The organism is Rhodococcus shunpengi, assembly GCF_048381395.1.
In the GTDB taxonomy this organism is placed as follows: Bacteria; Actinomycetota; Actinomycetes; order Mycobacteriales; family Mycobacteriaceae; genus Rhodococcus.
Window position 1 is genome coordinate 48,982 of record NZ_JBLWIU010000014.1, and the last position, 25,359, is coordinate 74,340.

23 protein-coding genes and 1 tRNA gene are annotated in these 25,359 nt (G+C 68.4%); 13 read left to right on the plus strand and 11 right to left on the minus strand.

The features are described 5' to 3' along the window. Window positions 1-23 precede the first annotated feature (23 nt). Entirely contained in the window at window positions 24-1,484 is a 1,461-nt protein-coding gene (gene rpsA / locus ACNJ7K_RS10430; protein WP_016691436.1) for a 30S ribosomal protein S1, read from the minus strand. A gap of 219 nt (window positions 1,485-1,703) precedes the next feature. On the opposite strand from rpsA, the gene ACNJ7K_RS10435 reads away from it, so the two are divergent. Further along, window positions 1,704-2,612, plus strand: coding sequence for a class I SAM-dependent methyltransferase (locus tag ACNJ7K_RS10435; RefSeq protein WP_159418112.1), 909 nt, complete (start codon window positions 1,704-1,706; stop codon window positions 2,610-2,612). A gap of 39 nt (window positions 2,613-2,651) precedes the next feature. Here ACNJ7K_RS10435 and ACNJ7K_RS10440 read toward each other — a convergent pair whose 3' ends face one another. The 4 genes from ACNJ7K_RS10440 to ACNJ7K_RS10455 all read right to left on the minus strand — a co-directional run bounded on the left by ACNJ7K_RS10440 (window position 2,652) and on the right by ACNJ7K_RS10455 (window position 6,480). Continuing rightward, window positions 2,652-3,425 carry an amino acid ABC transporter ATP-binding protein gene (locus tag ACNJ7K_RS10440; protein WP_120283054.1) on the minus strand — a complete coding sequence of 258 codons (774 nt, stop codon included), beginning with the start codon at window positions 3,423-3,425 and terminating at the stop codon, window positions 2,652-2,654. Then, window positions 3,422-4,408: an amino acid ABC transporter permease gene (locus ACNJ7K_RS10445; RefSeq protein ID WP_016691439.1), complete on the minus strand. Its 987-nt coding sequence runs from the start codon at window positions 4,406-4,408 to the stop codon at window positions 3,422-3,424. The genes ACNJ7K_RS10440 and ACNJ7K_RS10445 overlap by 4 nt, the downstream gene beginning before the upstream one ends. Window positions 4,409-4,419: 11 nt before the next feature. Then, window positions 4,420-5,292 (minus strand): ABC transporter substrate-binding protein, encoded by an 873-nt coding sequence (locus ACNJ7K_RS10450; RefSeq protein ID WP_230791392.1) that lies wholly within the window; start codon window positions 5,290-5,292, stop codon window positions 4,420-4,422. Window positions 5,293-5,412: 120 nt separating this feature from the next. After that, window positions 5,413-6,480, minus strand: a complete 1,068-nt coding sequence (locus ACNJ7K_RS10455; protein WP_487041619.1) for an isocitrate/isopropylmalate dehydrogenase family protein — start codon at window positions 6,478-6,480, stop codon at window positions 5,413-5,415. Between the two features lie 37 nt (window positions 6,481-6,517). Here ACNJ7K_RS10455 and ACNJ7K_RS10460 point away from each other — a divergent pair, with 37 nt between their 5' ends. The 3 genes from ACNJ7K_RS10460 to trxA all read left to right on the plus strand — a co-directional run bounded on the left by ACNJ7K_RS10460 (window position 6,518) and on the right by trxA (window position 8,835). Next, window positions 6,518-7,036 carry a 2'-5' RNA ligase family protein gene (locus tag ACNJ7K_RS10460; protein ID WP_120283060.1) on the plus strand — a complete coding sequence of 173 codons (519 nt, stop codon included), beginning with the start codon at window positions 6,518-6,520 and terminating at the stop codon, window positions 7,034-7,036. A 232-nt stretch (window positions 7,037-7,268) separates the two neighbouring features. Beyond that, window positions 7,269-8,300: a GlxA family transcriptional regulator gene (locus tag ACNJ7K_RS10465; protein ID WP_487041612.1), complete on the plus strand. Its 1,032-nt coding sequence runs from the start codon at window positions 7,269-7,271 to the stop codon at window positions 8,298-8,300. A gap of 163 nt (window positions 8,301-8,463) precedes the next feature. After that, a complete protein-coding gene (trxA, locus tag ACNJ7K_RS10470) occupies window positions 8,464-8,835 on the plus strand; it encodes a thioredoxin (RefSeq protein ID WP_016691445.1) in 372 nt (123 codons plus the stop codon). A gap of 95 nt (window positions 8,836-8,930) precedes the next feature. Here the strand turns inward: trxA and polA are convergent, their stop codons facing one another. After that, entirely contained in the window at window positions 8,931-11,654 is a 2,724-nt protein-coding gene (polA, locus tag ACNJ7K_RS10475) for a DNA polymerase I (protein ID WP_487041613.1), read from the minus strand. Window positions 11,655-11,909: 255 nt separating this feature from the next. On the opposite strand from polA, the gene ACNJ7K_RS10480 reads away from it, so the two are divergent. From ACNJ7K_RS10480 to ACNJ7K_RS10495, 4 genes are read left to right on the plus strand one after another with little or no spacing between them, the layout of a single operon-like run. After that, entirely contained in the window at window positions 11,910-13,280 is a 1,371-nt protein-coding gene (locus tag ACNJ7K_RS10480) for a branched-chain amino acid ABC transporter permease (RefSeq protein ID WP_088898384.1), read from the plus strand. 3 nt (window positions 13,281-13,283) lie between these two features. Beyond that, window positions 13,284-14,273, plus strand: coding sequence for a branched-chain amino acid ABC transporter permease (locus tag ACNJ7K_RS10485; protein WP_120283063.1), 990 nt, complete (start codon window positions 13,284-13,286; stop codon window positions 14,271-14,273). Then, entirely contained in the window at window positions 14,266-15,300 is a 1,035-nt protein-coding gene (locus ACNJ7K_RS10490) for an ABC transporter ATP-binding protein (protein ID WP_088898386.1), read from the plus strand. Before ACNJ7K_RS10485 ends, ACNJ7K_RS10490 begins: the two co-directional genes overlap by 8 nt. Continuing rightward, window positions 15,297-16,121 carry an ABC transporter ATP-binding protein gene (locus tag ACNJ7K_RS10495; protein WP_159418106.1) on the plus strand — a complete coding sequence of 275 codons (825 nt, stop codon included), beginning with the start codon at window positions 15,297-15,299 and terminating at the stop codon, window positions 16,119-16,121. Before ACNJ7K_RS10490 ends, ACNJ7K_RS10495 begins: the two co-directional genes overlap by 4 nt. A 40-nt stretch (window positions 16,122-16,161) precedes the next feature. Here the strand turns inward: ACNJ7K_RS10495 and ACNJ7K_RS10500 are convergent, their stop codons facing one another. Both ACNJ7K_RS10500 and ACNJ7K_RS10505 read right to left on the minus strand, forming a co-directional pair. Further along, window positions 16,162-17,493, minus strand: coding sequence for an ABC transporter substrate-binding protein (locus ACNJ7K_RS10500; RefSeq protein WP_120283069.1), 1,332 nt, complete (start codon window positions 17,491-17,493; stop codon window positions 16,162-16,164). Window positions 17,494-17,679: 186 nt separating this feature from the next. Beyond that, window positions 17,680-18,294 carry an ANTAR domain-containing response regulator gene (locus ACNJ7K_RS10505; protein ID WP_006554018.1) on the minus strand — a complete coding sequence of 205 codons (615 nt, stop codon included), beginning with the start codon at window positions 18,292-18,294 and terminating at the stop codon, window positions 17,680-17,682. Window positions 18,295-18,401: 107 nt separating this feature from the next. Here ACNJ7K_RS10505 and ACNJ7K_RS10510 point away from each other — a divergent pair. The 3 genes from ACNJ7K_RS10510 to lexA all read left to right on the plus strand — a co-directional run bounded on the left by ACNJ7K_RS10510 (window position 18,402) and on the right by lexA (window position 19,768). Next, window positions 18,402-18,478, plus strand: a tRNA-Leu gene (locus ACNJ7K_RS10510). 79 nt (window positions 18,479-18,557) lie between these two features. Then, window positions 18,558-19,091, plus strand: a complete 534-nt coding sequence (locus ACNJ7K_RS10515; RefSeq protein WP_487041614.1) for a hypothetical protein — start codon at window positions 18,558-18,560, stop codon at window positions 19,089-19,091. A gap of 14 nt (window positions 19,092-19,105) precedes the next feature. After that, window positions 19,106-19,768, plus strand: a complete 663-nt coding sequence (gene lexA / locus ACNJ7K_RS10520) for a transcriptional repressor LexA (RefSeq protein WP_487041615.1) — start codon at window positions 19,106-19,108, stop codon at window positions 19,766-19,768. Window positions 19,769-19,780: 12 nt separating this feature from the next. Here lexA and ACNJ7K_RS10525 read toward each other — a convergent pair whose 3' ends face one another. After that, window positions 19,781-20,668 (minus strand): hypothetical protein, encoded by an 888-nt coding sequence (locus ACNJ7K_RS10525; RefSeq protein ID WP_487041616.1) that lies wholly within the window; start codon window positions 20,666-20,668, stop codon window positions 19,781-19,783. Between the two features lie 185 nt (window positions 20,669-20,853). Here ACNJ7K_RS10525 and ACNJ7K_RS10530 point away from each other — a divergent pair, with 185 nt between their 5' ends. Next, on the plus strand, window positions 20,854-21,426 hold the full coding sequence (locus tag ACNJ7K_RS10530) for a hypothetical protein (RefSeq protein ID WP_159418102.1): 573 nt from the start codon (window positions 20,854-20,856) through the stop codon (window positions 21,424-21,426). A 199-nt stretch (window positions 21,427-21,625) separates the two neighbouring features. Here ACNJ7K_RS10530 and ACNJ7K_RS10535 read toward each other — a convergent pair whose 3' ends face one another. Beyond that, on the minus strand, window positions 21,626-22,165 hold the full coding sequence (locus tag ACNJ7K_RS10535; protein WP_088898391.1) for a flavodoxin domain-containing protein: 540 nt from the start codon (window positions 22,163-22,165) through the stop codon (window positions 21,626-21,628). 238 nt (window positions 22,166-22,403) lie between these two features. Between ACNJ7K_RS10535 and ACNJ7K_RS10540 the strand changes: the two genes are divergently transcribed. Then, entirely contained in the window at window positions 22,404-23,276 is an 873-nt protein-coding gene (locus ACNJ7K_RS10540) for a universal stress protein (protein ID WP_172414964.1), read from the plus strand. 34 nt (window positions 23,277-23,310) lie between these two features. Here ACNJ7K_RS10540 and ppsA read toward each other — a convergent pair. Next, a partial coding sequence (gene ppsA / locus ACNJ7K_RS10545; RefSeq protein ID WP_487041617.1) for a phosphoenolpyruvate synthase occupies window positions 23,311-25,359 on the minus strand: 2,049 nt, incomplete at its 5' end.

Below are 25,359 nucleotides of genomic sequence, written 5' to 3' on the forward strand. Positions count from 1 at the left end.
GGGGCCGTCCGTGGAACCCTGTGTCAGGCGTTGCCCGACAGCTTCTCGCGCAGAGCGGCGAGCTGGGCGTCGCTCGCGAGCGATCCGCCGCCGGTCTCCGGAGCAGCCTCGGCACCCGACTCGGACGAGTAGTTGCCACCGGACACGCCGGCCGCAGCCTCGGCAGCCTCGTCGGCAGCCATCTTCTCGATCTGAGCGGTGTGCATCTTGTGGCGACGCTCGGCCTCCGCGTAGCGGGACTCCCACTCCTCACGCTGCTTCTCGTAGCCCTCGAGCCATTCGTTGGTCTCGGGATCGAAGCCCTCGGGGAAGATGTAGTTGCCCTGCTCGTCGTAGCTGTCGGCCATGCCGTACTTCGACGGATCGAACTCGGCGGTGTAGTCCTCGTTCGCCTGCTTCAGCGACAGCGAGATACGACGACGCTCGAGGTCGATGTCGATGACCTTGACCATCGCGTCGTCGCCGACGGCAACGACCTGGTCCGGGACCTCGACGTGGCGCTCGGCCAGCTCGGAGATGTGGACGAGGCCCTCGATACCCTCCTCGACGCGGACGAACGCGCCGAACGGAACGAGCTTGGTGACCTTGCCCGGCACGATCTGACCGATCGCGTGGGTGCGGGCGAACTGACGCCACGGATCTTCCTGCGTCGCCTTGAGCGACAGGGAGACACGCTCGCGGTCGAGATCGACGTCGAGAACCTCGACGGTGACCTCGGTGCCGACCTCGACGACCTCGGACGGGTGGTCGATGTGCTTCCAGGACAGCTCGGAGACGTGCACGAGGCCGTCGACACCGCCGAGATCGACGAAGGCGCCGAAGTTGACGATGGAGGACACGACGCCCTTGCGGACCTGGCCCTTCTGGAGCTGGTGCAGGAACTCGCTGCGGACCTCGGACTGGGTCTGCTCGAGCCATGCGCGGCGCGACAGGACCACGTTGTTGCGGTTCTTGTCGAGCTCGATGATCTTGGCCTCGATCTCCTTGCCGACGTACGGCTGGAGGTCGCGGACGCGACGCATCTCGACGAGCGACGCGGGCAGGAAGCCACGCAGGCCGATGTCGAGGATCAGGCCGCCCTTGACGACCTCGATGACGGTGCCCTTGACGGCCTCGTCCTTCTCCTTGAGCTCCTCGATCGTGCCCCAGGCGCGCTCGTACTGAGCACGCTTCTTGGACAGGATCAGACGGCCTTCCTTGTCCTCCTTGGTGAGAACAAGAGCCTCGACCTCATCGCCCACCGACACGACCTCGTTGGGGTCGACATCGTGCTTGATGGAGAGCTCGCGGGACGGGATGACGCCTTCGGTCTTGTAACCGATGTCGAGCAGCACCTCGTCGCGATCGACCTTGACGATGGTGCCCTCGACGATGTCGCCATCGTTGAAGTACTTGATCGTGGCGTCGATGGCGGCGAGGAAATCCTCGGCGGAGCCGATGTCGTTGACGGCTACCTGCGGCGAGGTGACGGTGGTGGAGGCCATGTGTTGAGTTGCTCCGGACGGGTTGATAGTCGGTTGGTCAAATTCGGTCGGGCACGTGAAACACCCACTGCGATACGGCGATGTGCGAGTCACGGCGAGTTCCTCGCTCGGCCCTGAAGCCGCGCTGCGGACACTCGCGATCACCAGGCTACGCGTCTCGAGGGGACCCGGGCAAACCGATATCGGGACCGCTCCCCCGCACCCGATAGGCTCACACCCATGTCGGGCTCCGCGAACACCCCTTTTCCAGACCTTTCGGGCGCCCCGGAGGCAACCGACGAGGAGGCCGCGCGGCACGCGGACGCCGAGACGATCCTCGGCGAGACACGACCCACCCGAACCCGCCTCGGCTCCCTCGAGAGCGAACGCGCGAACCGGGTGTGGTGGGACGCCGACACCGACGACTACCACCGCACCCACGGCGAGTTCCTCGGCGTGGACTCGGCCGCGGGCGAGTTCGTGTGGTGCCCCGAGGGCCTGCACGAGGGCGATGTGCAGTTGCTCGGCCCGGTCGCCGGCCGGGACGTCCTCGAACTCGGATGCGGTTCGGCGCCGTGCGCCCGCTGGCTCGCCGGACAGGGTGCCCGCGCGGTCGGACTGGACATCTCCATGGGGATGCTGCAGCGCGGACGCGCGGCGATGGCCGCCTCCGGTCCGACGGTTCCGCTCGTGCAGGCCGGCGCCGAGAACCTGCCGTTCGCCGACGCGAGCTTCGACATCGTGTGCTCGGCGTTCGGCGCGGTGCCCTTCGTCGCCGATTCCGCCCGGGTGATGCGCGAGGTCGCGCGCGTACTGCGGCCCGGCGGACGGTGGGTGTTCTCCGTGAACCACCCGATGCGATGGATCTTCCCCGACGACCCGGGCGAACCGGGCCTGGTCGCGATGTTCCCGTACTTCGACCGGACCCCCTACGTCGAGGTCGACGCAACGGGACGGGCGACCTACGCCGAGCACCACCGCACCGTGGGCGACCGGGTGCGCGAGCTCGTCGCCGCCGGCCTCGAGGTCTACGACATCGTCGAACCCGAGTGGCCCGAGCATCTCGACCGTGAGTGGGGGCAGTGGAGCCCGCTGCGCGGGTCGATCTTCCCGGGCACCGCCATCTTCTGCAGCCGCAAACCCCACTGACCCCGACTCACAACCCGCGCCGGATTCGGGTTTCGGTGTTCACAGCAGTCGGGACAGGAACTCCCGGGTCCGGCTCTCCTTCGGGTCGGCCAGCACCTGGCGGGGATCACCGGCCTCGACGACCACGCCGCCGTCCATGAACACGAGCTGATCGGCGACCTCCCGCGCGAAGCCCATCTCGTGCGTGACGACGACCATCGTCATGCCGCCGTCCGCGAGATCGCGCATCACCGCGAGCACCTCGCCGACGAGTTCGGGGTCGAGAGCCGAGGTGGGCTCGTCGAACAGCATGAGCTTGGGATCCATGGCGAGCGCACGGGCGATCGCCACGCGCTGCTGCTGGCCGCCCGACAGCTGCGCGGGATAGGCGTCGACCTTGTCGGCCAGCCCCACCCGCGCGAGCAGATCCCGGGCCTTGTCGACCGCCTCGTTGCGCTTGGTCTTCTTCACGAGCATCGGCGCCTCGATGACGTTCTCGAGCACGGTGCGGTGCGGGAACAGGTTGAAGTGCTGGAACACCATTCCGATGTCGCGGCGCTGTTTCGCCGCGGCCCGCGGATGCAGTTCGTACAGTTTCGAACCCCGCTCGGCGTAGCCGACGAGATCGCCGTCGACGTACAGGCGACCGGCGTCGACGCGTTCGAGGTGGTTGATGCACCGCAGGAAGGTCGACTTGCCCGATCCGGACGGGCCGATCAGGCAGGTCACCTGGCCGCGCCCGACCTCGAGCGAGATGCCCTTGAGCACCTTGACGGCGCCGAAACTCTTGCAGACCCGGTCGGCCCGCACCATCGGCGTGTCGACGGACGTCATATGCGTTCCTCCCCCGGTGCGCCGGGCTTCGGCGTCGGTTTGCCGGCCTCGGTGACCGGTGCGTTCTGTGCGTCGGCGAGTGCCTGCAGCTGGCGGGCGGTGAGCTGCCGGCTCAGACCCTTCGAGTAGTGCCGTTCGAGGTAGTACTGGCCGATCATGAGCAGGCTGGTGATCGCCAGGTACCAGGTCGCGGCGACGAGCAGTAGCGGGATCGGCTGGAAGTTCGCACCCGAGATGTCGCGGGCCCGGCCGTACAGCTCGAGGCTGTAGGGCACGGCGGCGACCAGCGAGGTGGTCTTGAGCATGCTGATCAGCTCGTTGCCGGTGGGCGGGATGATCACCCGCATCGCCTGCGGCAGGACGGTGCGGCGGATGGTCTGCGACCACGACATGCCGAGCGCGGTCGACGCCTCCAGCTGCCCCTCGGGCACGGAGGTGATGCCGGCGCGCACGATCTCCGCCATGTAGGCCGCCTCGTTGAGTGCCAGACCGATCACGGCGAACAGGAACGCCGCGTTCAGGCCCTGCACGTCGATGTGGACGAACTGGTGGACGAACGGGATCCCGAGGTCGATCTGCTTGTAGATCGAGGGGAACAGTCCCCACAACACGAGCTGGACGTACACGGGGGTACCGCGGAAGACCCACAGGTACAGCCAGGCGACGGAGCGCAGCACGGGATTCGGGGACAGACGCATCACGGCGAGCACCACGCCGAGGACGACGGCGATGGCCATGGCGAGCACCGTCAGCTGGACGGTCTTCCAGGCGGCTGCGGTGATGCGGGCGTCGAACAGGTACTGGGCGTAGATGTCCCAGCGGTAGGCCTCGTTGGTCGCCGCTCCCCAGGCGAACAACCCGAGCGCGATCAGGACGATCGCACCGGAGATCCATCGTCCGGGATGCCGCAGGGGTACTGCGCGTATCGGCTCCGGTTCGTCCGGTCGCGGTTCCGCGGATCTCGCGGACGTGGACTCGCTCATGGTTCCCTTTCTCAGCTCGTCGCGCCGTTGATCTGCGAGGCGGTGATCGCGCCGTCCTCCATGCCCCAGCGCGCGGTGATCTCGTCGTACGCACCGGAGTCGATGAGGTACTGCACCGCCTGCTGCAGTACGGGACCGAAGGGCGAACCCTTCGCGACGACGAATCCGTAGGGCGCGGCGTCGAAGACCTCACCGGCCGGTTCGAGTCGTCCCTCGCTGCGGGCGATGACGTACGCCGTGACCGGTGAGTCGGCGGACAGTGCGTCCACCCGGCCGAGGATCAGGGCGTTGGCGGCCTCGTCCTGGCTGTCGTACTTGACCTTGTCGATGGGCGGCAGTCCGCGGGCGACGCACTCCTCGCTCTTGGCGGGGACCTCCTCGAGGTCCTCGATGGTGGTGGTCTGCACCGCCACGCGCAGTCCGCACGCGTTGTCGGGGTCGACGGATTCGCCGGTGCGCTGCGCCCACTGCACCCCGGCGCTGTAGTAGGTGACGAAGTCGACCGATTCCTCGCGTTCCTTCGTGTCGGTGAAGGACGACGAACCCATCTCGAAGGTGCCCGCCTGGACGGCCGGGATGATCCGGTCGAAGTCGGCTTCGTTGAGCACCGCCTCGAGTCCGAGTACGTCGCCGAGGGCCTGGACGAGTTCGACACCGAAGCCGACGATGGTGCCGTCGTCGTCCTTGAACTCGTTGGGGGCGTACGGGACGTTCACTCCGACCTCGAGGGTGCCGCCGTCGGCGATGTCGGGCGGCAACTGGCTCGCAATGGCATCGACCTTCTCGACGGTGACGCGATCGCCGGGCGGGACGGTCGATTCGGTGTTCACCACGCACCCGGTCGCGAGGGCGAGCACCGCTGCTCCCGCCGCCAGCCTGTTCAGGGTCCGGACACGACGACGCCCCCACGAGGTCGCGCGCGAGGCCGCGCGGCGGGTGTGCACTGCTCGATTCACAGTCGAACAGTATCCAACCCGGGAGGGGTCCGAATGCAAACCCGAAGCTCAGGCCTCGAGGCGGGCGACGACGGCGGCGGTGAACTCGTCCGTCGACGCGGTGCCACCGAGATCGGCGGTCGCGACACCCGCCGCGACGGTCGCGCGCACCGCGTCCTCGATGCTGCGGGCGGCCGCGGAGAACTCGATGTCCGCGCGCGCCCCGAGACGGTCGAGAAGCATGGCGGCGGAGAGGATCAGCGCGATCGGGTTGGCGCGGCCCTGCCCGGCGATGTCCGGTGCGGCGCCGTGCGCGGCCTGGGCCATGGCCTTCGTGCGCGAGGCGTTGATCGACGCCGCGGTGCCGAGCGAGCCGGACAGTTCGGCGGCGAGGTCGGACAGGATGTCGCCGAACATGTTCTCCGTCACGATCACGTCGAACTCGGCGCCGCGGCGCACGAGCAACGCGGCCATCGCGTCGACGTGCTGGTCGTCGACGGTGACGCTCGGGTAGAGGCGACCCACTTCCTGGCACACGTCCCGGAAGAGGCCGGTCGTGCGGGAGAGCACGTTCGCCTTGTGCACGATGGTCACGCGTTTGCGGCGCCGCGACGCGAGATCGAAGGCGGTGTGCGCGATGCGTTCACAGGCCGCGCGGGTGATCACCCCGACCGCGAGCGCGATGTCGGGTGTGGGCATGAACTCGCCGCTGCCGACGGCCATGTTCCGGTCGGCGTAGAAACCCTCGGTGTTCTCCCGGACGACGACGAGATCCATCTTCGGCGACACCGACGGCGCTCCCGGCAGTGCGCATGCGGGCCGGATGTTCGCGTACAGGTCGAAATGCTTGCGGATCCGTCCGCCGGGCGTGAGCTGACCCCGGAACTCCGGTGGGTACGAGGCGCTGTCGTGCGGGCCGAGGATCCACGCGTCGAGCTCGGCGAGGGTGTCGAGGGTGACCTGCGGCAGCGGGCTGCCGTGTGTCTCGATCGCGGAGGCGCCGACGGGCAGCGGCACCCAGTCGACCGCGACCCCGGCTGCCGCGATGGCGGTGTCGACGATCCTGCGGGTCGCCGGCACGATCTCGGGACCGATGCCGTCCCCCTCGAGAAGTCCGATGCGGTGGGTCTGGAGCATTGCGGTGTCGTCGGTCACCCGGCCATCATTGCCTACCGTGGTCCAGTCGGTGGAACTCCTCCTCGACGCCCCGCTCGACGCGGCGGTGCGCGACGAGTGGACGCGGCTGCTCGACGCCGGTCTGCACAGTCAGGGACGGGTCCGTTCCGAATCCAACCGTCCGCACGTGACGCTGTTCGTCGCCCATGCCGTGCCGGACGAACTCGAGGACGCGCTGCGGACCGCCATCGCGGTCCGGCGGATCACCCTCCGGCTCGGTGGCGTGGTGATCTTCGGTGGCCGATACGCGACGCTCGCCCGCACGGTCGTGCCGTCGATCGAGCTGCTCGAACTCCAGGCGCGGGTGTTCGAGGTGCTTTCGGACTGCCCCGGGATCCCCGCGCACATCCGGCCCGGCGAGTGGACGCCGCACGTCACCCTCGCGCGGCGGGTGCCTGCCGCGCGGGTCGGTGCGGCGGTCCTGGCGGCGCAGACGCCGGAGCGGCAGCTGACCGGGTCGAGTGCGGGTGTGCGGCGCTGGGACGGCGAGGCCAAGCGGGAGTGGCTGCTCTCCTGAGCGGGCGGCGGTGAGCGGTTCAGAAGCGGTAGTCGCCGAACTGCGTCACTTCCATATGGGTGTCGGGCGTGCGTCCGGTGAGGGCCAGCACGTCGAGCAGGAGGAAGACTGCCAGAAGTACGAGGACCAGCAGGATCATGCTTCGAGCCTGCCGCGCCGGGAACCGGCCCGACAGTGGCAGAGCCGTCGGAGAACATCGATTTTCTGCCACCGCGGTGTCACACTGGATGCCGTGTCCGGAACACCTGGAACCACCGGCCGGCTCGAGAAGGTGGTCGTCCCCGTCCTCCCCTACGTCGAGACCTTCGAACTCGGCGTGGCATGCGAGGTGTTCGGGTTCGACCGCTCCGACGACGGCCTGCCCACCTACGACTTCCATCTGGTCGCCGCGACCTCCGATCCGGTGCGCACCCGCTTCGGCTACACCATCGAGGTGCCGCACACGCTCGATCTCCTCGACGACGCCGACCTGATCCTGCTGCCGGCGGTGAGCAGCGAGGGCATCGCGCTCGACGACGAACGCCTCGAACCGTTGTTCGCGAAGTTGCGCGCCGCCGTCGACCGCCGTGCGCGGGTGGCGAGCATGTGCACCGGGGCGTTCATCCTCGGCGCGGCCGGGTTGCTCGACGGGCGTCGCTGCACGACCCACTGGATGCACGCCGACCGACTCGCCCGGACCTATCCGACGGCGCAGGTCGACCGGGACGTGCTCTACGTCGACGACCATCCGGTTCTCACGGCTGCAGGCACCGCAGCCGGCATCGATCTGTGCCTGCACATCGTCCGCTCCGCCCAGGGAGCCCAGGTCGCCAACACGATCGCCCGGCGCATGGTGGTGCCACCGCACCGCGACGGCGGACAGGCTCAGTACGTCGCGATGCCGCTGCCCGAATGCAAGGACGAATCGCTCGCACCGTTGCTCGACTGGATGAGCGAGCACCTCGATCAGGAACTTCCGGTGGCCGCACTGGCGCAGAAAGCGCACATGTCGGCGCGTACCTTCGCGCGGCGGTTCGTCGCCGAGGTCGGGGTCACGCCCGCGCGCTGGCTCCGCGACCAGCGGGTTCTGGCCGCGCAGCGCCTGCTCGAGGAGACCGACCTTCCGATCGACGTGGTGGCCGACCGCGTCGGTTTCGGTACCGCGGCGGTGCTGCGCCAGCATTTCCTGCGCCTGCGGCAGACCACGCCGCAGGCCTACCGACGGACCTTCCGGCGGTCCGTCGACCCGGTCGGCGTGGGACGCCACGAGCCGGTCGGCGTGTGACGCATCCCTCGATCGACACCTCCCGACGGCGCCCCCGGAGCAGGCACGTCACGTAGCGTGGCGGAAGGAACCCCGTCACGAGGCGTGGCGGAGGGAACGAACGGGAAGAAACAGCGGCGGCCGGATGTTGGACCCGTCGACACGCCCGACCGAAAGGATTTCCGTGGCAACCAAGGCTCTCACCCAGCAGGACTTCGACGAGGTCGTCACGAGCAACGACATCGTGCTCGTGGACTTCTGGGCCGACTGGTGCGGCCCCTGCAAGCAGTTCGCCCCCACCTTCGAGGCATCGTCGGACAAGCACCCCGACGTCGTGCACGCGAAGGTCGACACCGAGGCCGAGCAGGCCATCGCGGCGGCGGCGAACATCCGCTCGATCCCCACGATCATGGCGTTCCGCGAAGGCATCCTCGTCTACAACCAGGCCGGCGCTCTTCCGCCCGCCGCTCTCGAGGATCTCGTCTCGCAGGTCAAGAACCTCGACATGGACGATGTACGCAAGCAGATTGCGGAGGCTCGCGCCGAGCAGGGCTGACCCACTCGCGTCGACGGCGCCCGTCCCCGGCATTCCGGGGGGCGGGCGCCGTCGTCTGTACAGCTCCGTGTACTTGCGGCCGGTGTGCCTGCGACTCAGTGCGCCGCGGCGTCCCAGCTGCGGCCGTAACCGACCGAGACCTCGAGCGGCACCGACAGTTCGATGACGGAGTCCATCTTGTCGCGCACGAGCGCCTCGACCTGTTCGCGCTCGGCCTCGACCACTTCGAGCACGAGTTCGTCGTGCACCTGCAGCAGCATCCGCGACCGCAGTCCGGCCTCGCTGAGCGCCTTCTGCACGTCGATCATCGCGACCTTGATGATGTCGGCGGCCGTGCCCTGGATGGGGGCGTTGAGCGCGGCGCGCTCGGCGATCTCCCGGCGCTGCCGGTTGTCGCTGTTGAGGTCGGGCAGGTACCGGCGGCGACCGTAGAGGGTGGAGGTGTAGCCGACCTTGCGGGCCTCCTCGACCACGTTGTAGAGGTAGTCGCGCACGCCGCCGAAGCGGGTGAAATAGGCCTCCATCTGCTCGCGGGCCTCGTCGGTGGAGATCTTCAGCTGCTGGGCGAGCCCGTAGGCACTCAATCCGTAGGCGAGACCGTAGGACATCGCCTTGACCCGGCGCCGCAGCTCCGGGGTGACCTCCTCGAGCGACAGCCCGAACGCCCGCGACGCCACGAAGGTGTGCAGGTCCTCGCCCGTACGGAAGGCCTCGATGAGCCCCTCGTCGGCGGACAGGTGCGCCATGATGCGCATCTCGATCTGGCTGTAGTCGGCGGTGAGCAGCACGTCGAAACCGTCGCCCACCACGAACCCGTCGCGGATCCGGCGACCGGCTTCCGTCCGCACCGGGATGTTCTGGAGGTTCGGCTCGGTCGACGAGAGCCGGCCCGTCGCCGCGACGGTCTGGTTGAAGGTGGTGTGGATGCGACCGTCGTCGGCGATGGACTTGATGAGCCCGTCGACGGTGGTCTTCATCTTGGTGTGCTCGCGGTGCGCGAGCAGATGTTCGAGGAAGGGGTGGCCCGTCTTGTCGAACAGGTTCTGCAGGGCATCGGCGTCGGTGGTGTAGCCGGTCTTGGTCTTCTTCGTCTTCGGCATCTCGAGCTCGTCGAACAGCACCACCTGCAGCTGCTTCGGCGAACCGAGGTTGATCTGCTTGCCGATCACCTCGTAGGCGGCGTTCGCGGCGGCGGCGACCTGGGCCGCGAACTCGGACTGCAGGTCGTGCAGGTGCGTCGAGTCGACGGCGATGCCGGTGGCCTCGAGATCGGCGAGGACCTCGAGCAGGGGCAGTTCCATCTCGGTGAGCAGGCGCACCGACTCGATCTCGCCGAGTTCGGTGTCGAGGGCCGCGGCGAGGTCGACGACGGCGCGCGCCGCGAGGATCTGAGCCTCGGCCGCCTGCGCGTCGGCGGCGTCCTCGTCGTCGAGCAGCGAGAGTTGTTGCGCGCCGGTGTCTTCGACCCGCAGCTCACGCTTGAGGTAGCGCAGCGACAGGTCGTCGAGCTTGAACGAGCGTTGCCCGGGCCGCACCAGATAGGCGGCGAGCGCGGTGTCGCTGGTGATGCCGGCGAGCGTCCAGCCGCGTCCGCGCAGCGCGTGGATGGCGAACTTCGCCTCGTGTACGGCCTTCTCCACGGTGGGGTTCGCGAGCCATGCGGCGAGGGCGTTCTCGTCCTCGGGCGTGAGCGCCACCGTGCTCACATAGGCGCCCTCACCGTCGGCCCCGGCGACGGCGATCGCGGTCGCGTCGCCCCCGTAAGGAGTGCCGGTGCCCACCACGGCGAGGCCGTGGCGTCGGCCCGCCGGGGCGTGTTCGGCGAGCCAGTCGCCGAGGGCACCCGGCTCGACGATCCCGCCGCGCACCTCGAAGCCCTCATCGGCCTCGGGTTCGGCCGACGAGAGCGTCTCGAACAGCCGGTCGCGCAGCACCTTGAACTCGAGGTCGTCGAACAGGCGGTGGATACGGTCGCGGTCCCACGGTGCGAGGGCGAGCTGTTCGGGGGTGTACGGCACGGCCACGTCGCGCACCATCTCGGTGAGCTGGCGGTTGAGCAGCACGTTGGACAGGTTCTCGCGCAGCGCGTCGCCGGTCTTGCCGCGCACCTCGTCGACGCAGTCGACGAGTCCGCTCAGACTTCCGTACTCGCGGATCCATTTCGCGGCGGTCTTCTCGCCGACGCCGGGGATGCCGGGCAGGTTGTCGCTCGGGTCGCCGCGCAGCGCCGCGAAGTCCGGATACTGCTCGGGGGTGAGCCCGTACTTCTCCTCCACCGCCTCGGGGGTGAAGCGCGTCAGATCGGAGACGCCGCGCCGCGGATACAGCACCGTGATGTCGCCGTTGACGAGTTGGAGCGCGTCGCGGTCGCCGGTCACCACGAGCACCCGGAAGCCCTGGGCGTGCGCCTGCGTCGCGAGCGTGGCGATGATGTCGTCGGCTTCGTAGCCCTCGATCGCCATCACCGGGATCCCCATCGCGCCGAGGACGTCCTTGGTGAGGTCGATCTGACCCTTGAAGTCGTCGGGTGCGGCGCTGCGCTGGGCCTTGTAGGCGGCGAACAGTTCGGCGCGGAAGGTCTTGCGGCTGACGTCGAATGCCGCCGCGACGTGCGTGGGCTGCTCGTCGCGCAGCAGGTTGATGAGCATGGAGGTGAACCCGTAGACCGCGTTCGTGGTCTGCCCGCTGTGGGTCTTGAAGTTCTCGGCGGGCAGCGCGTAGAACGCGCGGAACGCGAGGGAATGGCCGTCGAGGAGCAGCAGGGTCGGGCGGTCGTCGGAGGCCGCGGTGGACGTCGCGGAAGTGGATGCACGGGTCACGCGTGCCAGTCTAGGGACCGAGGACGACAGCGTCGGCCACACCGCCCGACCAGTGCCTCTCCGGTATGTGCGAACACTCGTTGTCCGAAGAAACGAGACCGAAACGTCCGGGTGATCCAATTTTTCCCGTGGACGTGCGATCCAGCCGCTAGAGTCCCCTGTCACGACACCGTAGTCCGGCGTCATCGCAGTTGACGATGATGCCCCGGGCACAGTGCCGCGCTCGATGACAGCGCACCAACCGGGAGGACCTACGTGGCCCCTACCTCGGGATGTCGGCGACGACCGACCTCGACCCTCCACCGATCGGTCCGCGCCGCACTCGTCACGCTCGCGAGTGTCCTGTTCGTCCTCGTCGGCGCCGGCCTCGCCTCCGCCCAGGATCCACCGGACCCACCCTCACCGCCCGCGAACACGGCACCGGCCGCACCCGACGAGGAGTCCGCGGAGGGGGTGACCGTCCGCGGAACGCTCAACAATGCCGGCGAGCGACTCGACGGTGTCGTCGTCCGTGCGACCACCGAGGGCGGCGAGGTGGTCGCGGAAACCGAATCGGCCGACGGTGGGCGCTGGGAGCTCACCGTTCCGCCGGGTACCTACGTCTTCGAGGTCGACACCGAGAGCCTGCCCGACGACGTCACCGTCCAGACCTCGGTGACCCGCGACGTGGCGCCGGGGCGGGCGAACACCGTGATCTTCTCGTTCGGGGAGGCGCGCACCGGGTCGACGGTGGCGTGGGGCGAGACGCTGGTGCGCACCATCGTCGACGGTCTGCGGTTCGGTCTGGTCATCGCGATCGCCGGAGTGGGCCTGAGCCTCATCTTCGGCACGACGGGGCTGACGAACTTCGCCCACGGCGAGCTGGTGACCCTCGGCGCGGTTGCGGCCTGGATCTTCAACGTCACCCTCGGTGTCCAGCTGATACCGGCGACGATCCTGGCGGTGATCGTCGGCATCGTCATCGGCCTGCTCAACAACGCACTCATCTGGGCGCCGCTCCGGCGCCGCCGCACCGGCCTGATCGCCCAACTCGTGGTGTCGATCGGGCTCGCGATCTCGTTGCGCTATCTCATCCTGGCCTTCTACTCCGACCGCACCCAGCCGTTCGACGACTACCAGGCACAACAGCAGCTCGTGTGGGGGCCGATCGCGATCACCCCGGTCAATCTCGCATGCATCGTGATCAGCCTGGTGGTGCTCGTCGGCGTCGCCCTGCTGCTGCAGCGCACCCGGATCGGGAAGGCGATGCGCGCCGTGGCCGACAACCGCGACCTCGCGGCGTCGTCGGGGATCGACGTCGAACACGTCATCCGGTTCGTATGGGGGCTCGGTGGTGGGCTCGCCGCGCTCGGTGGCGTGCTGTTCGGCCTGTCGGAGCTCGGTGGACGCGTGCAGTGGGAGATGGGATTCAAGCTGCTCCTGTTGATGTTCGCCGGCATCATCCTCGGCGGCCTCGGCACCGCCTACGGCGCGCTGGTCGGCTGCGTCGTGGTGGGTCTGCTGGTCCAGCTGTCCACCCTCGTCATCAATCCGGACCTGAAGTACATCGGCGGTCTGCTCGTCCTCATCGTCATCCTGGTCATCCGCCCCCAGGGCATCCTCGGCAGTCGGACAAGGATCGGGTGACCCATGGATATCGTTGCGGTACTCCAGGTTTCCTTCGCCCAGCTCATAGGCCCGTCGGCGATCTTCTACGCGCTGCTCGCGATCGGCCTGAACCTGCACTACGGCTACGCCGGTCTGCTGAACTTCGGCCAGATCGGGTTCGCGCTGCTGGGCGGTTACGGAGTGGGCATCATGACCGTCACCTACGACCAGCCGTTGTGGGTGGGCATCCTCGTCGGCCTCGCACTGGCAGGTCTGCTCGCGCTCGTCCTCGGCATCCCCACCCTGCGGTTGCGGGCCGACTATCTCGCCATCGCGACGATCGCCGCGGCGGAGATCCTGCGGCTGGTGTTCCGCTCGACCGCGTCCGACTCGGTGACCGGATCCACCCGCGGCCTGTGGGGATTCGCCGACCCGTTCACCTCGCTGAGCCCGTTCGATTCGAGTCGCCAGTACAACCTGCTCGGCATGCGGTTCTACGGCGACGACCTGTGGGCGATGGTCGTCGGCTGGACGCTCGTGCTGTTGCTGTGCGGACTGGTCTACCTCCTCTCCCACAGCCCGTGGGGGCGGGTCCTCGAGGCGGTGCGCGAGGACGAGGACGCCGCCCGCGCGCTCGGCAAGAACGTCTTCGCCTACAAGATGCAGGCCCTGGTGCTCGGCGGCATGATCGGCGGTCTCGGCGGCATCTTCAACGCCCTGCAGACCAAGTCGATCAACCCCGACTTCTACTCGACCGCGCAGACCTTCTTCGCGTTCGGCGCACTGATCCTCGGGGGTGCGGGAACGGTCTTCGGACCGGTGCTCGGCGCCATGGTGTTCTGGTTCCTGCTCACCCTCCCGGACGCCTTCCTCCGCCAGGCGATCGCCGGACCCGACCCGCTGCTCCCCCTCACCGAACAGCAGGTCGGCGCGATGCGGTACGTGCTGCTCGGCATCCTCATCGCGGTGATGATGGTCTTCCGGCCACAAGGCATCCTGGGAAGCAAGCGGAAGGTGCAACTCGATGCCTGACACGATCCGACCCGACCCGACACCGCCGCGCACGGTCCTCGGCGCGGACGAACGCGCCGCACTGTTCGCCGGCGTGGACCGCACTCCCGGCGCCGCCAAACCCGACCCGCTCCTCGTCGTCGACGATCTGTGCCGCACGTTCGGAGGCCTCAAAGCCGTGGACGTGGCCCACCTCGAGATCCAGCGCTCGTGCATCACCGGCCTGATCGGTCCGAACGGCGCCGGCAAGACCACCCTGTTCAATCTCCTCACGGGCTTCGACCGGCCCGACACCGGCACCTGGGCGATGGACGGCGTCCCGCTCGGCCGGCTCCATCCCCATCAGGTGGCGCGGCGCGGGATCGTGCGCACCTTCCAGCTCACCAAGGCGCTGTCGAAGATGACGGTCCTCGACAACGTCCGTCTCGGCGCCCGGCACCAGACGGGCGAGCGCATGGTCGGTGCACTGCTGCCGTGGACATGGCGCCGGCAGGAACGCGAGATCACCGAGCGCGCATACGAACTGCTCGACCGCTTCGGTCTGGCCGCGAAGTCCGACGACTTCGCCGGTTCACTGTCCGGCGGTCAACGCAAACTGCTCGAGATGGCCCGTGCCCTGATGACCGAACCGACCGTCGTCATGCTCGACGAGCCGATGGCCGGTGTCAATCCGGCGCTCACCCAGAATCTGCTGGGACACATCAAGACCCTGCGCGACGACGGGACGACGGTGGTGTTCGTCGAGCACGACATGGACGTCATCCGCGACATCTCCGACTGGGTGGTGGTGATGGCACAGGGTTCGGTGATCGCGGAAGCACCGCCGGACGCGCTGTCGTCCGATCCCGCCGTGGTCGACGCCTATCTCGGCAGTCACCACGACCAGGCACTCGAGTTCGACGACGAGGGCAACCCCGTGGGTGCGACCGCCGAACTCGCCGACGCCCTCGCGGACGCGGAAGCGCAGACCCTCGAGGCCGGAGGCGACCTGTCCGATCCCGATGCGACGTCGACGGACGCGACGGCCACGACACTGGAGAAGCCGTGAGCGACAACATCACTCCTGTGCCCACCGGGACGACGCCGGCGGAACGTGCCGCTACCCCGGAGGAACATGCCCGCCTCGCGACCGGCGCCCTCCTGCGCGCCGACGATCTCGTGGCCGGTTACTTCCCCGGGGTCGACATCCTGCGCGGCTGCAATTTCTACCTGCGCGACGGTGAGATCGTGGGCATCATCGGCCCGAACGGAGCCGGCAAGTCGACCCTGCTCAAGGCGTTGTTCGGTCTCATCCCCATCCGCAGCGGCACCGTCACACTCGGCGGAGACGAGATCACCTCGGCACCCGCACACATCCTGGTGCGCAAGGGCATCGGCTACGTGCCACAGACGCAGAACGTGTTCCCCTCGTTGACCATCGAGGAGAACCTCGAGATGGGGATCTATCTGCGTCCGAAGGACTTCGAGAAGCAGTTCGAGCGGGTGGCGTCGTTGTTCCCGCTGCTGGCCGAGCGTCGGAAGGTCAAGGCGGGAGCGCTCTCCGGTGGCGAGCGGCAGATGGTCGCGATGGGCCGCGCGCTGATGATGGAACCGTCGGTACTGCTCCTCGACGAGCCGTCGGCGGGACTGTCGCCGATGTTCCAGGACGAGGTCTTCATCCGCTGCAAGAAGATCAACGCGGCGGGGGTGTCGATCATCATGGTCGAGCAGAACGCGCGTCGCTGCCTGCAGATCTGCGATCGCGGATACGTCCTCGACCAGGGCCGCAACGCGTACACCGACACCGGCAGCACTCTCATGCACGACCCGAAGGTCGTGGAACTGTATCTCGGTACGCTCGCGGGCAGCCGGGAGAAGCGGAAGGGGTGACCGCCCACCGGCGATCACCCCTTCGCTCACGACCTGCAGGTCACTCCCCCACCACGATGTAATCCTCGGTGGTCAGGGTGTTGTCGGGGCCGAACACGAGCCGGCCGTACGAGCCCACGCCGGGTTCGCCCGCGTCCACGAAGGTGAGTTCGCCGGTGGCACCGTCGTAGTCGATGTCCTCACCCGCACCGAGAAGGTCGAGGCACTGCTGGTAACTGGTGCACTTCTCCCCGTCACGGGTCACCGAGTTGATGTTCGCAGCGATGTCCACACCTGCCGTCGACCCCGCCTGTTCCGCAGCCAGCGCCGAGACGATCACGGCGTCGTAGGACTCTCCGGCGTAGTTGAAGTCGATCAGGCCCGGATCGACACCGAGCAGTCGCTGCTGGAATTCCTCACCGGTGTCGGTCAGCGGCGTGGTCCCGGCCATGCCGTCGAGCAGTCCTTCGGCGACGTTCTCGCCCAGCGCGTTCCCCATGTTGCCGTCGACACCGAAGACCGCCATGCCGTCGGACGGGCCGATGCCCACCTCGTGCATGCGGGTGATGATCTTCGCCGACTCCTCGAAGCCGATGAGCGCCACCGCGTCCGGTGCGAAGTTGGCCACCTGGTCGACCTCCGCGTTGAACGACTGCGCGTTGGGGTCGTAGATGATCTTCTGGATCTGATCCTCCGGGATACCGGCGTCGACGAGGTTGGTCACGGTGTTCTCCGCGAGACCGGTGCCGTACGGGTCGTTCAGCGCCAGGATCGACACGCGCTGCGCCCCGTCCTCGGCGATCAGCTGCGCGAGCGCCTGCGCCTGGAGCACGTCGGTCGGGGCGGTGCGGAAGTACAACCCGCGGTCGGCGTAGCAGACGAACTGATCGGAGGTGTTCGCCGGCGAGAACTGCACCACGCCGGCACTGACGATCTTGTCGATCACCTTGAGCGAGACCGAGGACGAGGCGGCACCGACGATCACCTGGGTGCCGTTGGCGAGATGTCGGTCGACGGTGGTGTTCGCGGTGTCGGTCGTCGTGTCCCCGGAATCGCCCGGGAACAGTTCGACCGGCTGGTCGAGAACACCGCCCGCGGCGTTGATCTCGTCGACGGCGAGCCGGACGGCAGCGACCTCGGGCGGTCCGAGGAAGGCGAGGCTGCCGGTCTCGGGAAGGATGGTGCCGATCTTCAGCGGTCCCGTGGCGGGAGTCGCCCCTGCTGTGGCCTGCTGCGGTTCGCAGTCGGTCTCGACGGTCGTCGCGGCCGCCGACCCCTCGTCACCGGCCGACGTACCGGATGCCGAATCGTCGCCGTCCGAACCACACCCGGCGAGGGCGAGCGTCGCAGCACCGAGTACCGCTACGGCGCGGACCAGAGTCCGTCTTGCCATTCAACTCTCCTTCGAACGCCTGACACCGCATCCGGCGGATTCCGGATGTGGTCGAAACATAGCGGTCGGAAGCACCCCGCGAACCGGGCCGAAATCCTTGTGATACGACCGTTATCTGCGGGGCGGAGATTTGATGTGGCGGTAACGCGTCGGAGCGCCGTGAGCACCCGAAACCGGTTCGCGCGGCTAGCCGGCGGTGTCGCTTCCGAGGGTCTCGAGGACGACCACCGCGACCTGCTTCATGGTGGTGCGGCGGTCCATCGCGGCGCGCTGGATCCAGCGGAACGCCTCCGGTTCGGTCATCGCATGCTTCTCCATGAGCAGCCCCTTGGCCCGGTCGACGAGCTTGCGGGTCTCGAATCGCTCGTTGAGCCCTTGCACCTCGCGCTCGAGTTCGCGCAGCTCGGAGAAGCGGCTGACGGCCACCTCGATAGCGGGCACGAGGTCGCTCTTGGAGAACGGCTTGACGAGATATGCCATGGCGCCTGCGTCGCGGGCGCGTTCGACGAGTTCGCGCTGACTGAAGGCTGTGAGAATAACCACAGGGGCGATGCGTCGTTGCGCGATCTCGGAGGCGGCGTCGATGCCGTCGCGGCGCGGCATCTTGACGTCCATGATCACCAGGTCGGGGCGGAGTTCCTCGGCGAGTTCGACGGCACGCTGTCCGTCGCCGGCCTCACCGACCACCTCGTAGCCCTCCTCGCGCAGCATTTCGACGAGATCGAGCCTGATCAGGGCCTCGTCTTCCGCTACGACGACCCGACGAGGAGTTGGTGTGCTGTCGTGCGGCGCGGAGGTCATGGTCGGGCCTTCCCCTCGGTACTGGCGGTCCCCGGTGCAGGGTGGAACGTAAGAAGGGTACCGGTGCGCGCCCGCTTCGCCCGATCCTCTACAGTGGTGTCCGCAACGCCCCCGTATCCCAATTGGCAGAGGAAACGGATTCAAAACCCGTCCAGTGTGAGTTCGAGTCTCACCGGGGGCACCACTTTTCGGCCCGCGCCACACGGTCGGAGCACGCGTTCCGCATCCCGCCGATTCCCGCTCCGCTGTCGTAATGTTCCGGCGTGAGTATCTGGGTTCCTGTCGTCGTTGCACTCGTCACCGGTGTGGTGTCGTGGGCAGTTGTGAGTCTGTCGCGCGAGCTGTCCCGCCGAAACCTCCGGACCCGGATCGCAGCCGATCTGGCCGTCTACAACGGACTCGGCGACGAGTTCCGGAAGCGTCCCCTGCGGGAGAGCGTCGATGCCCGGCTGTGGCAGCTCGCGGCCCAGTCGATGCCGTTACCTCCGGGATCACGCCCGAAGCCCCGGATCCGCCGGATCCTGGCCCTGATCGCAGTGGTGCTCGTCGCCGTCGGAGCGCTCGTCTTCCTCGAACTCGTCCTGGGCATCCGGGAGGGCGACTCGGCGCGGGTGGCTCTCGCGCTGGTGGCAGGTGCGCTGGTCGGATTCTCGATTCCCGGCCTGTCCGCCGATCCGGCGGAGTTGCAGGAGCGGCAGCTCATCCGGGCATTGCGGGAGCGGCGGGCCATGGAACAGCTGCAGAACGGGCAGAGCTCCTCCGCAGGTACTCCCCCGGACCTTGCGGAGACCGCGTAGCTACGATTCTCCGGGTGACCGGTTACGACGAGTTCGACATGTTCGGGGGCCTCGACCCCGCGTCCCTGCCGCTGCGCCAGCAGCAGATCCTGGCCGCGATCCGCGATTGGATCGTTGCGCAGGGATCGTCCCCGAGCACTCGGCAGATCGCCGAGTCGGTGGGTCTGCGGTCGACGTCGACGGTCTCGAAGCATCTGAAGAGCCTCGAGGACAAGGGTTTCCTCCGCCGCGGCGCCGCTGTGGCGCGCCAGCTCGATGTGCGCCCCTTCCTCGGCTCGTCCGGCGGTGAACGGGCGTCCGACGACACCGTGACGGTGCCGATCGTGGGCGACATCGCCGCGGGCGCACCGATTCTCGCCGAGGAGCACATCGACGACCTGCTCACCCTCCCCCGCGATCTGGTCGGCTCCGGCACCGTTTTCGCGCTGCGCGTGCGCGGCGACTCGATGGTCGACGCGGCGATCTGCGACGGCGACACCGTGGTGGTGCGGCGGCAGCACGAGGCCCACTCCGGTCAGATCGTCGCGGCGATGATCGACGGCGAGGCGACGGTCAAGGTGTACCGGCGCCGAGACGGTCACGTCTACCTCGAACCCCGGAATTCCGCCTATCCCGTCCTCGACGGCGACGAGGCGGTGGTGCTGGGCACCGTCGTGTCCGTCATGCGCCGCATCTGATCCCTGCCGAGATCAGCGGCAGATCGGATCGGTGACGACCGGCGGTAGTCCGTCGAGGAGATCCTGCGCGGGCGGCCCGAGCAGCGGATCGCCGGCGAGCCAACCCAGCGGCGGGCAGTCCTGCAGGAGCGGGCCGGTCTCCGGTCCGGGCCGAAGAGGACCGGTCTCCGGTCCGGGTCGAAAAGGACCGGTCTCCGGTCCGGGCGGCACCCCTTCGGTGAACGCGCCGAGGACGTGTTCGGAGAGCTGCCCTGCCGATCCGTAGGTCGACGCCGCGACGGAGAAATCGGGACCGAACGAGGCGGAGGCGTGGAACGAGCGGTCGTCGCTCCATCCCCACTTCGTCCCGATGACACCGGCGATCAGCGCCGTCCCGTAGTTCTGCGGATATCCGTCGGCCGCGGTGTCGTAGGCCCTGGCCATCGCAGCGAGCACCGGCGAACCGGGATCGGTGCGCTTCTTCGCCTCGAGATAGGTGACCATGTCGTGCGTCGACGTGGTGCCGACACCCCAGTAGCCGGGCACGTAGGTGTCGGTGAGCCCGAACTCCGCCGCGGTCGACGAGATCGCCTGCGGGTATTTCGCGTGCAGGCGGTCGGCGATCGCGTCGTTCGACGACCGGATCATCTCGGTCGCGTCGGCGTGGTCCGCGGGGTCGCCGTAGGTGAGGACGTACTCGGCCAGATACATCTTGACGATCGACACACCGGCACGGGACTCGTGTTCGTTCGCGGTGCCGGCGCGCACACCGGTCGGGGTGTGCGCGAACGAGATCTGGGTACTGCTCGGAGCAGCGATCGCGCCGGTGTCGTCCACGATCGGCGCGGGTGCTGCGGAGGCGATGTGACCGCCGAGGGCGGTGAGGGTGGCTACGGCGAGGGCTGTCGCAATCGGGCGCATGCGGACGGTTACCCCGAACCGGACGCGCGTAACGGCCGCGACCTGCACCCGACCGTTCCTGTCGGTGCTCGCCACTACAGTTCGGCCGTCCGGGGATCGCTCCGGACCCAGCGACACGAAACGGATCCACCATGTCGATGCCCGCCACTCCGCCCACTCGTCGACCGTGCCGATCTTCCGTCCCGGTGCGTCCAGCTCGCGGACCGAGCGGCCGGGCCGTCGCGTGCCGGACGACGATCCCGTTCGGGCGCGACAACGACGGCACGCCCGTCTCGTGGGATCTGTCCGCCGGCCGACACCTGTTGATCCGACGCGACGAGCGCCGCTCGTCGCCCAGCGTGTCGCTCGACCTGATCGCGATGACGACCCTGACCGGCGGCACCCACGACCTGGTGGTCGTCGATCCGCATCGTCGGCATCGCTGGCTCGGCGGATCCGCCTCGCTCCCCACGGGGCCGTGCTGTTGGGCCACCACCGCCGAACAGATCACCGGCGTGGTCGCCGAACTCGACTCCCCGGTCGTCGGACCCCCGCGCGTGCTGCTCGTCGCCGATCTCGCCGCGACCGTCGCAGCGCTCGACGACGAGGGGCGCACCCGGCTCGCCCGGGTCGCCGCGGACGCACGCGAGCACCAGTTGCTGCTAGTCGCCACCACCGCCGACACGAATCCCCGCTGGTATCCCGAGGGGCTGATCGACGCGTTCGACGACATCGTCGCGCGACGGCACGAGGAGAGACCGTCCTTCGGCCTCCGATGATCGCTCGATCGGCCGAGGGAGTACTCGATCGACACCCGGCAGTACTCGATCGACACCCGGCAGTGCTCGATCGACGCCGAAAAAACAGATCGAACCGCCGCGATTGGCGCATTCGTCCTGGGGTGGTTCTTCGTCGTCCAACGCGCCGCCGGTTTCATCACCGATCCCGAGGGGACCCTCCGGACTCGGACGCACGCGATCAACCCTGATCACGCGGTGTTTCGACGAGACCTTCCCGGATCCGTTCCGTCCACGCGTCGACGTCGACCCAGTCCCGGGCATCGCCGTAGTGTCCGCCCATCAGCCGGAAGACGATCCGCCCGATTCCGGCCCAGTCGCCCGAAGCGATGACACCGGCGAAGAAACGGTGATCACGCACGTCGGCGACCGAACGGAGGTTCTGCACCGCCCGAGGTTCCGGGGTGACCCGCCGCAGATATGCGGCCACCCGGGGCGAGAGGATCGTGCTGGTCGCTCCGACCGACGAGACGGAGAACGCCCACACCGGTCGTCCTACCGGCTCGGCGCATAGCCGATGGATCGCATCGGAAGCCTCGGGGAGCCACTGGCCGTTGTGGATCGCACTTCCGACGACCAGCGCCTCGTACGTTCGCACCGACGCGATATCGCCGAGCGCGCGGAGTTCCACGGCACCGCGGCTTTCCAGTCCCGCAGCGATGCGTTCGGCGATTCCCCGCGTCGACCCTCGGGCGGTCGCGTAGCCGATCAGGACGGACATGGCGGAGCCTTTCGGCAGTGGGTGACGGCGCCGGGTGCAGTCTCCAGTGTGAGGAGCGGCGTGCGCGGCACACGAGAGTCTTCGGTCACTTCCTGCGGGCAGGTCGGGACCGTCGACTCTTGTGCGACCGACCGGTCCGAGCGTGTACTGGCAGGGTCCCGAAACGGCAGGATCCCGGAAACAGCAGTGTCCCGAAACGGCCGTGCCCGCAGCTCGGACAGGCACCGAGGTGATCGTGATGACAGCACACCACCCCATCGTCGCCGGAGTGGACGGATCGAGAGCGTCCCTGCAGGCCGTGGGCTGGGCAGCTCGCGAAGCGGAACGTCGCCGGCTCCCGTTGTCGTTGGTCACCATAGTGTCGGTCCGCAACACCTTCGGTGTCCCGATCGGCATGCCCGCAGGATTCTTCGAGCAGGAGGAGTCCGAGGGACGCGACATGCTCCTCGACGCCGCCGAATACGCGCGCCGCGCGGCGCCCGATGGTGAGCTGGACATCGAGACCCACCTGTGCACCGGTTCCCCGTCGCTCGAACTGGTGGACCGGTCGAAGTCGGCGTCGATGGTGGTGGTCGGAGCCGGAGACAACCGGTTCGGCTGGGAGCGATTCGGTTCGGTCAGCCGAGCGGTGGTGACGCACACGCACGCCCCTGCCGTGGTGGTCCGCAAACTGCCGCACGTCGACGTCAACGACATCTCCGGTCCTGTGGTCGTCGGCGTCGACGGTTCGGAGCACAGTGTGCGCGCGGTGTCCGCGGCGTTCGAGGAGGCTTCGCTGCGCGGCACCGACGTGGTGGCCGTCCACGCGTGGTCGGACCTCGATGTGCGCGGCCCGTTCCGATTCCGGATCGACTGGGACAGCGTGGAGAACAAGGAGCGGGCGTTGTTGTCGGAGAGTCTCGCCGGGCACGGCGAGGCGTTCCCGGATGTGCGGGTGTACCCGGTGGTGGTGCTGGACCAGCCCTCCCACTATCTTGCGTCGCACGCTGCCGATGCGCAGTTGCTCGTTCTCGGCCGTCGCGGTCGAGGCGGGTTTCCGAGCCTGATGCTGGGATCCACCACATGGGCGCTGCTGCACACGGTGACCTGCCCCGTGATGGTCGTCCCGTAGTGCGCGACCTACAGTCGGCGCTGATCCCCGCCGGTCACGTCCCGTCGCTCCGGGCGCGGTCGAGCAGGATGCGTTGTTCCGCTCGCGCCACCGTCCGTCTCGTCTGCGCCGCGGCGTCGGGCGCGACCGACACGGAGGTGATACCGCGCCGGACGAGATGTTCCGCGAGTTCGGTGCTCGTCGACACGGCCTGACCGCACAGCGACGTCGTCAGTCCCGCGGCCGAGGCCCGCTCGATGATGTGATCGATCGCGTCGAGCACCGCAGGGTCGAGGGTGTCGAACAGGTCCTTGCACACCTCCGAGTCCCGGTCCACCCCGAGCATCAACTGCGTGAGGTCGTTGGTTCCGATGGACACACCGTGGATGCCGAGCTTCGCGTATTCCGGCAACCAGTAGACGACCGACGGGACCTCGGCCATGATCCAGCGCAGCAAGCGCTGGTCGGAGCCGAGCGGATGCCGGTCGAGTTGGACGAGGCAGTCCCGCAGTTCCCAGCGGGTGCGCACGAACGGGATCATCAGGTGCACGTTCGGGTGCGCGCTCCGAACCCGGTGCAGCACATCGAGATCCAGGGAGAACAGTTCCGGATCCCGAATGTACCGGAAGCATCCGCGGTAGCCGATCATCGGGTTCTCTTCGTGGGGTTCGACCTCACCGCCCTCGAGGTCGGCGAACTCGTTGCTGCGCAGGTCGATCGCGCGGTACACGACCGGACGCGGTGCGAACGCCGCCGCGATCCGCGCGAGGCCACCCGCCATCTTCTCCACATACTCGTTGCGACGGTCCTGCGCGATCATGTGCGAGGGATGTTCCCCCGCGAGCGCTTCGGTGATCATGAACTCGGCGCGCAGCAGACCGACGCCGTCGACATCGGTCGCGGCGACCGCCTCCGCGGCGTCGGGGGTGGCGAGATTGACGTAGACCGCTGTGGCCGTCACAGTCTCGGCGGAGAGAGTCGATGTCGCCGGCGCGGAGGTCGTCGCCGCGGGCCGCTCGGCGGTGTGGACCGCCCCGTCGAACACCACACCGACGTTGCCGTCCACGGTGATCAGCTGCCCGTCGTGCAGATCGGTGGTGGCGGTACGTGCACCGACCACGACGGGCTTGCCGAGTTCCCGTCCGACGATGGCCGCGTGGCAGGTGATGCCGCCGCCGTCGGTGACGATGCCGCCGGCGCGTCGCAGGATCGGCAGCCAGTCCGGCCGGGTCATCGGTGCCACGATGATCTCGCCGTCGCTTAAGCGCTTCCCGTCGACGAGTTCGTGCAGCACCCGCACGCGGCCGGTCGCCGTCCCGGGGCCCGCGCCGAGACCGGTCAGCAACGGTCGTGCCTCGCCGTTGCCGGACGGGGCGGGAGCCGCCGGTTGGTCGAGTGTGGTGATGGGGCGGGTCTGCACGATCCACAACTCGTCGTCGGCGAACGCGAACTCGAGGTCCTGGGGATGCCCGTAGTGTTCTTCGACTCCGGCGGCCAGCCGTGCGACGCGCAGGAGTTGCTCGTCGTCGAGGACCCGGGTGCGGCGCTCGGGGTCGAGTGCGACGCGGCTGTCCCCGCTGTCGGTGGAGGTGATGCGGAATTCCTGATGACCGAGGTGCACGTCGAGCACCTCGAAGCCGTCCTTCGCCACGACGTACGTGTCGGGTTCGACCTGCCCGCCGACGACGACCTCACCGAGACCGAGCGCTGCTTCGACGACGATCCGATCGAGTTCGCCCGTGCGCGGGTCGGCCGTGAACGCCACGCCCGACGACTCGGACTTCACCATCACCTGGACCACCACGGCGATGGACGGTTCGTCGGTCACCCCGCGCAGCCCTCGGTAGGTGCGGGCGCGTTCGGACCACAACGAGGCCCAGCACGCCTGCACCGCGCGGATCACCGCGTCGGCGCCGATGATGTTCGTGTACGACTCGTGGATACCGGCGAACGAGGTATCCGCGGCGTCCTCCGCGGGAGCGGACGACCGCACCGCGACCGGCACATCGGGACCGAGGCTCTCGTAGGCGGAGACGATCGCCGCGCGCATCCCGGCCGGCACGGTCGAATCCGTCACCAGGGCGGCGAGCTCGGCGGAGGTGCG

Excerpts from the sequence above, each read along its gene's own strand:
- rpsA (WP_016691436.1), bottom strand. The coding sequence starts at position 1,484 with ATGGCCTCCACCACCGTCACCTCGCCGCAGGTAGCCGTCAACGACATC.
- ACNJ7K_RS10435 (WP_159418112.1), top strand. The coding sequence starts at position 1,704 with ATGTCGGGCTCCGCGAACACCCCTTTTCCAGACCTTTCGGGCGCCCCG.
- ACNJ7K_RS10440 (WP_120283054.1), bottom strand. The coding sequence starts at position 3,425 with ATGACGTCCGTCGACACGCCGATGGTGCGGGCCGACCGGGTCTGCAAG.
- ACNJ7K_RS10445 (WP_016691439.1), bottom strand. The coding sequence starts at position 4,408 with ATGAGCGAGTCCACGTCCGCGAGATCCGCGGAACCGCGACCGGACGAA.
- ACNJ7K_RS10455 (WP_487041619.1), bottom strand. The coding sequence starts at position 6,480 with ATGCTCCAGACCCACCGCATCGGACTTCTCGAGGGGGACGGCATCGGT.
- ACNJ7K_RS10485 (WP_120283063.1), top strand. The coding sequence starts at position 13,284 with ATGGATATCGTTGCGGTACTCCAGGTTTCCTTCGCCCAGCTCATAGGC.
- ACNJ7K_RS10490 (WP_088898386.1), top strand. The coding sequence starts at position 14,266 with ATGCCTGACACGATCCGACCCGACCCGACACCGCCGCGCACGGTCCTC.
- ACNJ7K_RS10500 (WP_120283069.1), bottom strand. The coding sequence starts at position 17,493 with ATGGCAAGACGGACTCTGGTCCGCGCCGTAGCGGTACTCGGTGCTGCG.
- ACNJ7K_RS10505 (WP_006554018.1), bottom strand. The coding sequence starts at position 18,294 with ATGACCTCCGCGCCGCACGACAGCACACCAACTCCTCGTCGGGTCGTC.
- ACNJ7K_RS10525 (WP_487041616.1), bottom strand. The coding sequence starts at position 20,668 with ATGCGCCCGATTGCGACAGCCCTCGCCGTAGCCACCCTCACCGCCCTC.
- ACNJ7K_RS10535 (WP_088898391.1), bottom strand. The coding sequence starts at position 22,165 with ATGTCCGTCCTGATCGGCTACGCGACCGCCCGAGGGTCGACGCGGGGA.
- ACNJ7K_RS10540 (WP_172414964.1), top strand. The coding sequence starts at position 22,404 with ATGACAGCACACCACCCCATCGTCGCCGGAGTGGACGGATCGAGAGCG.